The organism is Clostridioides sp. ES-S-0123-01, assembly GCF_020658415.1.
Classification (GTDB): Bacteria; Bacillota; Clostridia; order Peptostreptococcales; family Peptostreptococcaceae; genus Clostridioides.
This window is the reverse complement of sequence record NZ_JACVWD010000001.1, coordinates 69625-81859: the sequence shown is the minus strand read 5'-3', so window position 1 is coordinate 81859 and position 12235 is coordinate 69625. Positions and strand designations below refer to the sequence as shown.

Here is a 12235-nt window from a genome sequence, read left to right as displayed (position 1 = left end):
AAAATAAAATACTACTATGTTATTTGTAATTGATAAACAGGAGTTTCCTAAAATATAGGAGACTCCATAATATCTTAAGCTTTGAAAATTATATGTAAATCTTTCTTTGCTTATATATTAACCTTCTTTATAAATATACAATTAATCCAAACAATCCAGATAACACCATCATAAGTATAGGTCCAATCTTATATTTTCGTAAACAATACAATGAACAACAAAATAAAATAACAGCTATAATATCTATATTTTTGAAAATATTGGTAGTATAATAATTTGAAGAACCAAAAAATGTCAACAATATAATTGTAAATCCTGCTGAGATGATTAATCCTAAAGAGGATGCTTTCAGTCCATTTAAAATTTCAAAAACAAATTTCGAACTCTTATATTTTTTAAAAAATCCATATAAAAACATAGAAATAATTATTCCTGATATTATACAACCAACTGTTGCTGATATAGCACCCTCAATTCCTGCCACTTGCATACCAACAAAAGTAGAAGTATTAACAGCTAATGGACCTGGAGTCATTTGAGAAATTGTAATAATATCAGTAAAAACCTTTTGTGTTATCCATCCTTGCTTAAAAACTACCTGTTCCTGTATAATTGGAATAATAGCATAACCACCACCTATACTAAACATTCCTATTTTCAAAAACGTAAAGAATAAATTTATAATCATATACTCTCCCCCTTTTTTCGAAGTTGAATATATATAGCAAATAAACAAATCAAACAACTTAAAAGTAATACGAGTATTACATTAATTTTAAGGAAAGTACAAGCAATAAATGAAAATGGTACTAATAGATTTAATAACATTGATTTTTCATTAAGAATCATTTTATACATATCTATAGTCAAATCTACAATCAATGCAGCAACGCATGCCTGCATACCTTTTAAGATTGCAATTATATAAATATTTGAAGAAAACGCAACATACCACCTTGAAACAAGTCCTAAAATTACTATAGGAGGTATAATTGAACAAATACAACTGATAATTACTCCTATAAATCCAGCTGTTCTTTTACCTGCTAAAATGCTTAAGTTGATTGCAATTGCTCCAGGTGAAGATTGAGCAATTGTAGCCATTTCTACAAGCTCTGATTCACTAAATATTTTTTTATCCATAACATAGTACTTTTTTATCATAGGAACAACAACGTATCCACCACCAAAAGTAAAGGCACTTATAAATAAATTTATATAGCAAAGCCATAAATACAATTTAATATTTTTTCTCATAATATTCCTTTCTATGTGCACATGGACATATTATAAATGTTGTACTGCTATTTGTAAAATGATAAAATATTGTTGCAGACATGAATTTAATTCATGAGTAAAGGAGTCTAATTATGAATTTTAAACATTGCATTATTTTTAGAGAAGTTGCAAGAGTAGAAAATTTCACTAAAGCTGCAAATAATCTATTTATTACACAATCAGCAGTTTCCCATGCAATAAGAGAGCTTGAGAATGAGGCTGAAACCAAATTATTTGAGCGATTACATAAAAGTGTCAAATTAACAAAAACAGGAGAACTTCTTTTACAAGAAATTTTGCCAATACTTGAAAATTTAGAAAATGTTGAATCAAGGATTAAAAACTTAGAGTGTGAAACGCCCATACATATTGCGTCTTGTATTACGTTTGCTCAAATATGGCTGCCTCAATTAATAAGGAGATTTCAAGAAATATCTCCAAATACTAAGATTAACGTTGAAGTTCATAGTGCATTAAAAGCATTAAAATTATTGAAACAAGGAAAGGTTGATATAGCTTTTATTGAAGGGAAAATCATACAAGGCGCATTAGAAATCAGAAAATTTTCTTCTTATGAATTATGCATTGTATCTTCACCAAGCTATTGCAATACTGCCGAGTTAAGTTTATCTCAACTATTGGGTATGGATTTACTATTACGAGAAAGAGGAAGTGCTGTACGTGAAACTTTTGAATCAGCTGTAACCTTGCAAGGTTACAAAGTACATGCAAGCTGGGAAAGTGTAGATTCACAATCCCTAATAGAAGCTACTAAAAATAGTTTAGGTGTTTCAATTCTTCCTAAAATTCTAGTTGAGCAAGAAATAGAAAAAGGAAACCTTATACAGATATTTATTCCTGATTTTAAACTTTTTAATGATATTACTGTAGTAATAAATAAAAATAAGTATAAATCTGCCTCATTAGAAAAACTATGTCAATTAATTTAGCATTTAAAAGGATACCTGATAAATTCTCTATGAAATAATCAAGTATCCTTTTTATAAGCAATATCTATTACTTTTTATAAGCAATATCTATTACTTTTTATAAGTCTCTCTTCCATTGTTTGTTATTCATTATTATATACAAAAACTTTTTAAATTACTTCTTAAGAAAACCTTTAGCTATTTTTAAGAAAGCAAGACCATTTGATAAAATTGCAGGATGACCAATTTATTAAAAAAGTATTATCAATACATAATAGATATGTCTAATTACATATTTTAATAACACCCTTTTTAAATTTTTTGTAATATAAATAAAAATTTGTTTGTGTTATTATTTAATCCCAGCTCTGTAATTCAATAATATTTCCCTCTATATCTGTTGCATATACAAATGTAGCAACTTGTCCATTAGGATATTTTGTTTTAACAATTTCTCCAACTTGACCTCCACCTGCACTTTTTATTTTATTTAGGGTTTCTTCAACATTTTCAATTTCAAATGCGATGTGTGAAAAACCATAATTATTTATATTTTTTTGAAGCACTTCACCATATAAATTATATGAAAATATTTCTAATGTTGGTAAACAATCATCATATCCAGGTAAAGCTAAGTGCACACCTTCAATATGAGCATCTTTTATCCCTGTCAATCTATCCAACCATTCACCTTTTAGGTTTCTTTGTGGTGGTACTTTTCTGCATTCAAATACATCTTTATAAAATTCAGACAGCTTTTCCCAGTCTCTTGCTATTATATTTGTATGTACGTATCTCATATATTCCAACGCCTTTATAAAATATAAAGTATTCTTTATTTCCATAACACACTCTATTCCATGCTCAAATTATATCATTAAATTATTCTTTTAAAAATTTCTTTGCTACATTTGAAAAAATTAATCCATTTGATAAAATAGCTGGATGCCCACCTTTATTAAACAGATGCATTTTTCCATTTTTAATTTTTTCAAGAAGTGATGAAAAAGTATTTTCAAAGAAATCATGAGCTACTAAAGATACAAATTCATCTTCTTTACTTCCTGTTAAAAGTACATCTGGTTGCATAGTTTCTAGAGGCTTATGAAAAAATTTACCTATAGTTTTATAATGTTCAAAAATAGCTTCTGTATCATTATCTACTACTTGCTCCCAATTTTCGCCTTGATTGTAAATATAAAAAGCTTTTGCATCATCATCTTGCTTTGATGCTTCACGCTCTAATTTCACATTTTGCACAAAGGACTCTAGAGGAGCTTCTCCTTCAAAACTATCTGCAATTACCTTATTCACTAAATCGGGTCTTTCAAGTGCAACATTTAATGCAACAAGAGCTCCTCCACTACTGCCAATTATATTTACTTTTTTATAGTTCATCTTTTCTAAAAAACATATAACTTGCATAGCCTCATCAAACCATAAATCGACAGAAAACTTATCAACCATTTGAGATTTGCCATGACCAACAAAATCAATTAATATTATTTTATATTCATCTTTATAAAAATCGATTATATCATCAAACATCTTAGATGAGGCTGTATTTCCATGTAAAAAAAGTAATGGTGTACCATCTCCAATTTCATTATAGTAGCACTGTTTGTTATTATATTTAAAGTATGCCATATGTTTCCCCCTTTAATATTTCTATAAATATATGTTTATGATTTACATTTAAAATGACTATTGTCATAAACACTTAAAAATAGTATAACTTAGAGTATAACCAAAATCAATAATACCTTAGTTGATTTGTTGTTTACTTAAGTTATTATAATCTAACTTCTGTAAAGTTTCTTTTTTGTACGAAAATGTTCTTTCCATTTGCAACTTCATTTCGATAGCAAAGCAATTCATTAGTATTGATACTTTTACTTAAATTCATAATTTCATCATCAGAGAGAGCATTTCCTGTATCTGTAATAAAAATCTTCAATCCTTGAGATATGTCACAAAACCCATGCAATAGTTTCGTCTTTACTTGTTGGCACAATAGCATATTCATTTCTGTTTAAGTCATTAATAAGTTTGTCCACTTCATTTTTTTCTGTATTTGATATTTCTGAGAGATGTAATTTTGAATGAATTTCTAAAAATAGTGTTTTTCCCTGTTCTATTTTTTCTTCTTTACGTATGATTTTATTTAATTCTTTGTGTACTTCACTTAACCCATTTCCAAAATATTTCATATAGTACCTCTTAATCAAATTCTTTTTTCTTCTAATTTTATTTTATCTAGCCTTTATAATCTCATTATACTTAGAAAATACAAAACCAATGCAATTTATTATAATAATTAACTAATAATGATAATTGAATTATTGTATATCTCTTTTTACCTTAACCATTTTTTTCTTTATAGGAATCTCTTTATATCTTTTCAATATCAAGTCTCCCTTGTAATTTAATATATCTATATATGAACATAAATCTTGAACTTCGATTACACCTATATCATCATTAGTAATACCTTTTATATTACTAAATGCTCCAACTATATCTAATACCCTTATCTTCTTCTTTTTGCCAGCATTTAAATACAATTTAACTACTTCATTTTCTAGATTTGATTTTATATCTTTACTTTTGTTTGAATTTTTAGCAATTTTTTTTCTTTTCGATACTTCTTTCAAAATTTCTTTTGAATATTCTTCAAACAAAACTTTACCCTTAATAATACTACTTTGTTCTATATTAGTTAACTCATTTATTTTATATCCTACATATGTTTCTATATTATCTATATATTTCTCATCTTTTTCATCTACTATAGTGATAGCTTTTCCACTATTTCCTTTTCTACCAGTCCTACCTATTCTATGTATATAGTTTTCCTTATCTTGTGGCACATCATAGTTTATGACTAAAGAAATATCATCAATATGTATTCCTCTAGATGCTACATCACTACTAACTAATACATTAAACTTTATATTTTTAAAATCCTTAATCACAAATATTCTTTTTTCTTGTGATAAATCTGCATGTAACTCTCTTACCAAAAAACCTTCCTTACTCATTTTATTATATAGTTTAGATACTTTTTCTTTAGTATTACAAAATATTATTACACTCCTTGGATTTTCGCTGTATATTAATTCTTTTAAAACTACATACTTATTTCTTTCCTTTGACTTGATTATTTTATCATCTATTTGTCTTAATCCTTCATTAGTGTTACTTTCATTTCCTTCTACATTTATAATGCCGTAATCTGGCGTATATTTTTCACATATATATTTTATCTCTTCACCTATTGTAGCTGAAAAAAGACCTAAGGTTCTCTCTTTAGGTATATTTGTTAATATTGTTTCCATCTGTTCAAGAAAACCTTTATTAAACATTTTATCAGCTTCATCTATTATTAAATACTTTATTTTTTCTAAATTAATAGTGCCTCTATTTATATGGTCAATTATTCTACCCGGAGTAGCTACAACGACATGAACCCTTTGCTTTAACTCAGCTACTTGTTCTTTTATAGATTGTCTACCAAATATAGCACTACATCTTACCTTCTTTAACCTTCCTATACTTGATATCTCATCTTTTACCTGTAGCGCTAATTCTCTCGTTGGTACTACTATAAGTGCTTGAATATTATTGTATTCTATATCAATATTTTCACATATCGGTATTGCAAAACTTGCTGTTTTCCCACTTCCTGTTTTTGATTTTACTGCTATATTTTTACTATTTAACAATTCTGGAATAACTTCTATTTGTACCTTAGAAGGTACATTATATTCTAAATTTTTTAATGACTTAAGTATCTTTTTATCCAATTTAAAACTTTCGAATGTATATTTCATATATTACCACCTTATTATGTTTATTTTTATCTTATCAATTATATTTTTCTCCATTATATTATTATAATGTAAGACACCGATATTTTTATACTTTTTATCATTATATATAGATTTTAGCAGAAAAAATTATGAACTAGTCCTTAAATCAAAATAAAATCTAAAAAAATACCCCTTATTAACATTGATAAGTCAATATTTTCAAGGGGTATTTTTTTTAGATAATTAAATTGATTTAAATAAACTGAATTAGTATACTTCTTAGGTTTAATTTATATTCCTAGACAATTTTTCAATTTATATCTAAGATTAAAAGGTATTAATCAATACCTAAATTACCATAATCTCACATACCTATATCTTTATTCAAAATACCTTCTGTAATTAATCGTGCTATATAGTCATAACCTGCTTCATTGGCTTTATTGCAATCATCCACATTATCACAGAAAAAACTTTCAATTTGTATTGCAACTGGATTCGTGTTTCTCAAGATATATAAATTTTCTCTTTTTTTAGCTCCTCTATTTTCAAATAATTCTCCAAGTTTATTAGATACTCTTTTAGCATATTCTAATCCTTCATTACCATAATAAAGTACTTCTGCACCAAAGCTTTTTCCATCACTTTTATTTAAATGTAGCTCTACTAGTAAATCATATTTGCCACTATTTACTTTTGGAACTCTATAAAAAAACTCTTCTTTTTCTGCTACAAAATGTCTTTCTGGACAAATTATTACATCTACTGTATTACCTTGACTTATGAGCATCTCTGCTAACATAGGAGCTAATTTTTTATTATAACTATACTCATCAACTATTGCATTTACACCTGTACTTTTTCCACCTTTTAGTATACTATGACCTACTGTTATGCATATTTTCATTTACTTTTTGTCACCTTCTTTTAAAGCTAAAATTTGTATAATAGTAATATGATTTTAAAGCTATTACTAGTAATAATATATTAATTGAAGATGGCAAAAGTTCTCATAACTTATCATTTTTTTAACATATTTGTCTTATTTTAGCATAAATCTAGATGCTTAATTTTATTTATTACAATTATTATTTAACTCTATTTCATAATAACTACTGTAAATCCAGTATAAGTATTATAGTTCAACACATTATCTAACAGTATATGTTACAAACATTGAATTATTTGGTGTATTCCTAAGAATACTGTGGTTATTAAATTTATATTTCTATATTTATTACAGATATATTGCAAGCTAAAATTTCATCAAGAATCACAAATTTCTTATCTCTAACTTTGCTAACACTTTTATTCTTAAACTATATACTTGTCATTATAATATTATAATAAATTATTTGATAATAGCTTATTGTTAAGGCTTTATAATCAATTTATAAGTCATAAATACTTGATTAACTGATTTTTTATAATTGATGCTATTTTAACAATAATTATCACCTTATATCTAATCTATAATAATATTTGTATACATTAAACCATATAATTGTTTTAGTAATTTTAAATTTTATGTACAACCAATTAATAGTATAATAAAAGCGATGTATTTATGAATAATTCACCATTATTCAGTTCATTTATTGATATATGTTCAGTTTTTATATTTATACTTTTTACATCTTCATAAACTATTCCAACAGGTGAACAAATAAAGCAAGAGAAACCAAAGGTTTTAGTAACTTTTTTAACTTTGCTAGGAGTAATATTAATTTGATTTTTGTAATTTTCTATATTTTCATTAGCCATTTTTATATTACTTCTATAGTCCTTATCTTCTTGAATGTTATAACTATTATCTAATTTATTTACTGATTTAAATCTACTATAATTTCTACAACTATAGTTAATTTCAAACTCTATACTTCCAACAATTATTAAATTGCATAGTTTTAGATTTTTGTCTTTATTTATAGGATTTTTTATAAGTTTTATACTAAGTATTTTGCTATTTGTATTCACTTTTAATATATCTTTTAGATTTTTAGGTGCTTTTAAAGTATTGCTTATATTTAATTGTTTAAATACAGCTTTTTTAATACTTGTATAAACACGATTACTTTCTATTGATATTTTCATTGGAAATTTTTCCATATCATACTTATAATAATAATATATATTAGCGTGGTTTTCTATAACCCTACATGCTGAATTTGCTAATACTATGCTTTTAAAAGATATTATTTTTTTACAATTTCCATTTATTTTACCTATGTAAAAACCTTGTTGTGGATTTAATCCACCCTTTCTGATACCATTAACTTCTACAGTATTATTTATAAATTTTATGTACTTAGAAATATAATCTTTAAAAAATATATTCCCAGTTTTGCGATTACTCATATTTGTAACAACAATAGTATATGTTAAAATATCAAATACAGATGCACATTCTTTATCAACATATTTTTCTACCTCTAAAATATTTCCACTCATATCATTTGAAACAATATTACTAAAAGTAGTTTTTGTTATTATAGGGCTTCTAGATAATAACTTATAACTAAAATCTCCCCCATATTCATTGATACCTCTCATTGCACCCACCTTTCTATAATTTAAATATTATCTTATTTTAAAATTATTGTCATAACTTATAATTGTAGTTATACTTATAAATAAATTATTGTCATCTAAAATGGATGATGTTATATCTTGTATAATATACTTTAAATTAATTTTATCGTTATTTTTTATTCCTCTAGGCATTTGTATAAATGTACTAAAAGGTATTTTTAATTCAAGTATATTTTTCTTTGTAAAATTCCTATTTCTTTTAGCATTATTTATATTTTCTAACCTTATGTTAGTATTTATATCACCAACTAAAATTAACTTTTTACCAGTCATCTGCTCATCCTCTAACGACATACATTCTATTGTATCAATCAATTTTATATCGTGGATATTCATGCCACAAACAGATGTATCTAATAAATTTACTCCAGATTTTTTAGAAACTAGCTTAAAATTTTTATATGTATTAAATTGAGAAATGTAAAGTGTATTTTCTAGACTCTCACATTCTTCCAGATTATATATAACCTTATCTTTTTCATGCATGATTTCATCAATCTCCCTATATCTATATATTAATACTATTCATTATAACTATTTCAAATTACCATTTTTAATTTTGTATGAAAGAAATATCGCTATTTATAAGATATGATATATTTTTGATAGATATCATACCTTTTATTTAAAATAAAAATATAATTTTAAAATTATAAATTAAATATTTCTATTGACTTTTTATTTGTGATTGATTATAATTTTTATAGACCGACGGTCAGTCTTAAAAAGTGAGGTGTTCTAGAAATGCAAGATTTAAATAAAATGAATAGTTGTTTTAATAAGAATTTTAATTTAATAGTACTTGGTCAAATTGTCTCTATACTTGGTTCATCGTTGTTAAGATTTGGACTTTCCACTTATATTTTAGATATGACAGGACGTGCAGACATATTTGCAACTTTATACGCAATATCAAGCATACCTCTTTTATTTTCTCCAATTGGTGGTGCAATAGCTGATAGATTTAATCGTAAAAATTTAATGGTTATATTTGATTTTATTAGTTCAGTTATTATTTTTACTTTTATTTGTCTTCTTTCTACTTTAAACAATTCTATTATATTAATTGGGGTTATTATGGTACTATTATCAATTATTAGTTCTATGTATCAACCTACTGTGCAAGCAAGCATACCTTTAATAGCAAATGAAAAAGATTTAGAACAAGCAAATGGAATTGTAAACGGAATAAGCTCTCTTTCAAGTATGTTTGCTCCTGTACTTGGAGGTTTGTTATATGGCCTTATTGGAATTAAGATGCTTCTTATTGTAAGTTGTATTGCATTTTTTCTATCCGCAGTAATGGAAATGTTTATTCATATACCTTTTAATAAAAGAAAAGTTAATGGAAGCATAGTATCAACAATAGTCAGTGATATGAAAGAAGGATTTTCTTATGTTATAAAACAATCTTATATTAGTAAAGCCATGATTCTAGCTGCTTCTTTAAATTTATTTTTGACTCCATTCTTACTTGTAGGAATACAATATATTTTACGTATAACAATGCATAGTAGTAATAATATGTATGGCATAGGGATAGGAATTATTGAATTTAGTAGTGTTTTAGGTGCACTTTCAATAGGTCTGTTTGCTAAAAAAATGAAAATGAATACACTGTATCGCTGGTTAATGTTAATTAGTATTCTGATGATACCAATGGCTATTTCTATTTCACCTTTAATGCTTAGACTAGGATATTATCCATCTTTTATATTGTTATTTATTTGTGTTATACCTATAGCCATGTCTATGACAATTATTACTATATTCGTTTTAACTATTGTTCAAAAACAAACTCCTAATGAATTATTGGGTAAAGTAATGGCTACTGTTACCGCTGTATCACAGTGTGTTGCTCCAGTTGGTCAAATTATGCATGGAAAATTATTTGAAATTTTCAGTTCCACAGTCTATATACCTATAGTATGTATGTTCATAATTATGCTATTAATTTCAATTCTTGCTAAGTATCTATATAAGAATGAATCAAAAGCATAAAGTATAAAATAATTAAAAATTATTTTTAAATGTACAAACCGATTGGAAAACATACTTTAATCATCCACAAAATGTTAAAAAGCAACAGATAAATAAAGTATGACGCATTATTATCTGTTGCTTTATTCATTAGAACTACCTTTATTAAGTATACAATTATACTTCTATGTCTTCAACTTTTGAGATAAGCCATAAATACGAAAGTCCAGCTAATACTGCTGCTACTATCCATACAATAATAAAAGGAATATATGTGTGAAGCATAGTTGTTATAATGTTAGCAGTGCAGGAAGCAAGAATAACAGAGACTATAATCGTTGTTTGAATGGAATATTTTCGAAATCCAATGCTAGCAGAAATTACACCTATAAATAAAGAGAATACAGCACACAAAATTGTTTCAATAATAATCTTAAAAAACAATCCAAGAGTAAAATTATCAGAAATCATAGGAAAAAAAGCTTCTGTAACCATAAATATAAGGAGGGAAATAATCGTCCCAAGCAACATAAAACTCAAACATAATGTAGCTATCAATACAATCTTTGAGTTCAATAAAGTCTTTCTATTTATTGGATAAGTAAAAATCAAAATTGCATTTTTTCCAGAATATTCTTTTATAACAAATGTGGAAAACAATACAGCTGATAAAATGGCATAAGCTGACATTTGTAGAACGTTAGTGATTACCCAAATATTATGGTAATTAGAAAACTCAGCAGAATCTGTATCCCCCCCTGTATAAGCAATCATAGCAAATGTATACAAAAATCCTAATACACATAAGGTAATGATACCCATGGCATGAAGATAAGGGCGAATATTATTTTTTTTTAGTTCTAATTTTATAAGTTTATACACAGTTGTTTCCTCCATTCATTATTTCAAAAAAATACTCTTCCAAGCCATTAGGAAATTCTTGTTTTACTGTAGACATAGGAATTTCTTTTAAAATACTTCCATTCGAAATAATGCCTATTGTATCAGCTATATACTCTATTTCACTTAATATATGACTTGAAATAATAAGTGTCATATCATATTCTTTTGCAAGTGTTCTGAATAAATCACGCATTTGTTTTATTCCCATAGGGTCAAGACCATTGATAGGTTCATCAAGTAAAAGAATATCTGGATTATGTATCATTGCACGAGCAATCCCCAACCTTTGCTTCATACCCAAAGAAAACTTACATACCTGTATCTTTCCAGTATTTTCGAGTCCTACTTTTTGCAAAACAGCATTTATATCTGCATCATAAAAATTCATGTAAGCATTATGTATCTTTAAATTTTCCTCAGCTGATAAATGTTCATAAAAAATTGGTGTTTCTATAATACATCCAATTTTTCTTAAAATATTATTACGATTTTCAGATATATTCATATCAGAAATCATTATATTCCCAGTGGTTGGTTTTAATAAACCTGCTATCAATTTTAGTACTGTAGTTTTTCCAGCTCCATTTGCACCTAAAAATCCATAAATACTTCCTTTCTCTACATTTATATTGCAATGTTTTATGACCTCTTGATTATCAAATACTTTTACCAAATCTTGAACTTTAATGATTGTATTCATTTTCTTTAATATTTTCCTTTCTCTATGAACCAGTATTTATT

14 protein-coding genes are annotated in these 12235 nt (G+C 26.1%); 2 read left to right on the top strand and 12 right to left on the bottom strand.

Going from position 1 to position 12235, the window contains the following annotated elements:
• Nucleotides 1-127: 127 nt before the first annotated feature.
• Together IC175_RS00345 and IC175_RS00340 are read right to left on the bottom strand one after the other, a co-directional pair.
• Nucleotides 128-688, bottom strand: coding sequence for a chromate transporter (locus IC175_RS00345; RefSeq protein ID WP_227434832.1), 561 nt, complete (start codon nt 686-688; stop codon nt 128-130).
• The gene (locus tag IC175_RS00340; protein WP_227850971.1) at nt 685-1257 is read right to left on the bottom strand and encodes a chromate transporter; all 573 of its coding nucleotides are present in this window, start codon (nt 1255-1257) and stop codon (nt 685-687) included. The genes IC175_RS00345 and IC175_RS00340 overlap by 4 nt, the downstream gene beginning before the upstream one ends.
• Before the next feature lie 113 nt (nt 1258-1370).
• On the opposite strand from IC175_RS00340, the gene IC175_RS00335 reads away from it, so the two are divergent.
• Nucleotides 1371-2228, top strand: coding sequence for a LysR family transcriptional regulator (locus IC175_RS00335; RefSeq protein WP_227845935.1), 858 nt, complete (start codon nt 1371-1373; stop codon nt 2226-2228).
• A gap of 335 nt (nt 2229-2563) precedes the next feature.
• On the opposite strand, the gene IC175_RS00330 is transcribed toward IC175_RS00335, so the two are convergent.
• From IC175_RS00330 to IC175_RS00295, 8 genes are all read right to left on the bottom strand, one after another.
• Nucleotides 2564-3007 carry a VOC family protein gene (locus IC175_RS00330; RefSeq protein ID WP_227824032.1) on the bottom strand — a complete coding sequence of 148 codons (444 nt, stop codon included), beginning with the start codon at nt 3005-3007 and terminating at the stop codon, nt 2564-2566.
• Between the two features lie 82 nt (nt 3008-3089).
• Entirely contained in the window at nt 3090-3854 is a 765-nt protein-coding gene (locus IC175_RS00325; protein ID WP_227434835.1) for an alpha/beta fold hydrolase, read from the bottom strand.
• Nucleotides 3855-3999: 145 nt separating this feature from the next.
• The gene (locus IC175_RS00320) at nt 4000-4194 is read right to left on the bottom strand and encodes a hypothetical protein (RefSeq protein ID WP_227850970.1); all 195 of its coding nucleotides are present in this window, start codon (nt 4192-4194) and stop codon (nt 4000-4002) included.
• Nucleotides 4178-4417 (bottom strand): hypothetical protein, encoded by a 240-nt coding sequence (locus tag IC175_RS00315; RefSeq protein ID WP_227850968.1) that lies wholly within the window; start codon nt 4415-4417, stop codon nt 4178-4180. Before IC175_RS00315 ends, IC175_RS00320 begins: the two co-directional genes overlap by 17 nt.
• A 129-nt stretch (nt 4418-4546) precedes the next feature.
• Nucleotides 4547-6040: a DEAD/DEAH box helicase gene (locus IC175_RS00310; protein ID WP_227434838.1), complete on the bottom strand. Its 1494-nt coding sequence runs from the start codon at nt 6038-6040 to the stop codon at nt 4547-4549.
• Between the two features lie 343 nt (nt 6041-6383).
• Nucleotides 6384-6926: an N-acetylmuramoyl-L-alanine amidase gene (locus tag IC175_RS00305; protein WP_227434839.1), complete on the bottom strand. Its 543-nt coding sequence runs from the start codon at nt 6924-6926 to the stop codon at nt 6384-6386.
• 632 nt (nt 6927-7558) lie between these two features.
• Entirely contained in the window at nt 7559-8572 is a 1014-nt protein-coding gene (locus IC175_RS00300; RefSeq protein WP_227482514.1) for a DUF11 domain-containing protein, read from the bottom strand.
• A 27-nt stretch (nt 8573-8599) separates the two neighbouring features.
• Nucleotides 8600-9097: an SPOCS domain-containing protein gene (locus IC175_RS00295; RefSeq protein ID WP_227845936.1), complete on the bottom strand. Its 498-nt coding sequence runs from the start codon at nt 9095-9097 to the stop codon at nt 8600-8602.
• Between the two features lie 258 nt (nt 9098-9355).
• On the opposite strand from IC175_RS00295, the gene IC175_RS00290 reads away from it, so the two are divergent.
• Nucleotides 9356-10612 carry an MFS transporter gene (locus tag IC175_RS00290; protein ID WP_227850967.1) on the top strand — a complete coding sequence of 419 codons (1257 nt, stop codon included), beginning with the start codon at nt 9356-9358 and terminating at the stop codon, nt 10610-10612.
• Nucleotides 10613-10768: 156 nt separating this feature from the next.
• On the opposite strand, the gene IC175_RS00285 is transcribed toward IC175_RS00290, so the two are convergent.
• Together IC175_RS00285 and IC175_RS00280 are read right to left on the bottom strand one after the other, a co-directional pair.
• Complete coding sequence (locus IC175_RS00285; protein ID WP_227835436.1) at nt 10769-11473, bottom strand: ABC transporter permease; 705 nt, start codon at nt 11471-11473, stop codon at nt 10769-10771.
• A complete protein-coding gene (locus tag IC175_RS00280) occupies nt 11466-12194 on the bottom strand; it encodes an ABC transporter ATP-binding protein (protein WP_227434844.1) in 729 nt (242 codons plus the stop codon). Before IC175_RS00280 ends, IC175_RS00285 begins: the two co-directional genes overlap by 8 nt.
• Nucleotides 12195-12235 lie beyond the last annotated feature (41 nt).

What these genes read in the sequence shown, in the direction of transcription:
- IC175_RS00345 (WP_227434832.1), bottom strand. Translation starts at nt 688, where the DNA reads ATGATTATAAATTTATTCTTTACGTTTTTGAAAATAGGAATGTTTAGT.
- IC175_RS00340 (WP_227850971.1), bottom strand. Translation starts at nt 1,257, where the DNA reads ATGAGAAAAAATATTAAATTGTATTTATGGCTTTGCTATATAAATTTA.
- IC175_RS00335 (WP_227845935.1), top strand. Translation starts at nt 1,371, where the DNA reads ATGAATTTTAAACATTGCATTATTTTTAGAGAAGTTGCAAGAGTAGAA.
- IC175_RS00330 (WP_227824032.1), bottom strand. Translation starts at nt 3,007, where the DNA reads ATGAGATACGTACATACAAATATAATAGCAAGAGACTGGGAAAAGCTG.
- IC175_RS00325 (WP_227434835.1), bottom strand. Translation starts at nt 3,854, where the DNA reads ATGGCATACTTTAAATATAATAACAAACAGTGCTACTATAATGAAATT.
- IC175_RS00315 (WP_227850968.1), bottom strand. Translation starts at nt 4,417, where the DNA reads ATGAAATATTTTGGAAATGGGTTAAGTGAAGTACACAAAGAATTAAAT.
- IC175_RS00310 (WP_227434838.1), bottom strand. Translation starts at nt 6,040, where the DNA reads ATGAAATATACATTCGAAAGTTTTAAATTGGATAAAAAGATACTTAAG.
- IC175_RS00305 (WP_227434839.1), bottom strand. Translation starts at nt 6,926, where the DNA reads ATGAAAATATGCATAACAGTAGGTCATAGTATACTAAAAGGTGGAAAA.
- IC175_RS00300 (WP_227482514.1), bottom strand. Translation starts at nt 8,572, where the DNA reads ATGAGAGGTATCAATGAATATGGGGGAGATTTTAGTTATAAGTTATTA.
- IC175_RS00295 (WP_227845936.1), bottom strand. Translation starts at nt 9,097, where the DNA reads ATGCATGAAAAAGATAAGGTTATATATAATCTGGAAGAATGTGAGAGT.
- IC175_RS00290 (WP_227850967.1), top strand. Translation starts at nt 9,356, where the DNA reads ATGCAAGATTTAAATAAAATGAATAGTTGTTTTAATAAGAATTTTAAT.
- IC175_RS00280 (WP_227434844.1), bottom strand. Translation starts at nt 12,194, where the DNA reads ATGAATACAATCATTAAAGTTCAAGATTTGGTAAAAGTATTTGATAAT.